The 486-nt window shown below is 70.8% G+C and carries 1 protein-coding gene; it reads left to right on the plus strand.

Annotation, left to right across the window (positions count from 1 at the left end; genetic code table 11):
- Positions 1–486: transposase (locus PUR56_RS12485; protein ID WP_329948940.1), on the plus strand; the 486-nt coding region annotated here is incomplete at both ends.

Below are 486 nucleotides of genomic sequence, written 5' to 3' on the forward strand. Positions count from 1 at the left end.
AGCCGATGCGCTGGCTGTTCGACCTGCTACGCGGCCCGGCCGCCGGAATCGGCACCACCGGGGCGTGGTGGCGGGGGCTGCTGGTCTGCGCGATCGACGGCACGACGATCACGGTGCCCGACAGCCCCGCGAACCTGACCGAATACACCAAACACCGCTGCAACAACGGCGGTTCGGGATACCCGGCGCTACGACTGCTGGTCCTGGTGTCCTGCGGCACCCGCACCGTCCTGGACGCGGTGTTCGGGCCGACCACGGACGTGGAAACCACCTATGCGCCGCGCCTGCTCCGCAGCCTGCGCGAGGGCGTGCTCGTGCTGCTTGACCGCAACGTCGCCGCGCGGACCCTGGTAAGCGCCATCGCCACCACCGGCGCCCACGTCCTGGACCGGGTGAAGAGCGGCCGCCACCTGCCCGTGCTTCGCCGCACCCGTGACGGCTCCTACCTGTCCCGGCTCGGCACCGTTGAGGTTCGGGTCATCGACT

Source organism: Streptomyces sp. BE303, assembly GCF_036290945.1.
GTDB lineage: Bacteria > Actinomycetota > Actinomycetes > Streptomycetales > Streptomycetaceae > Kitasatospora.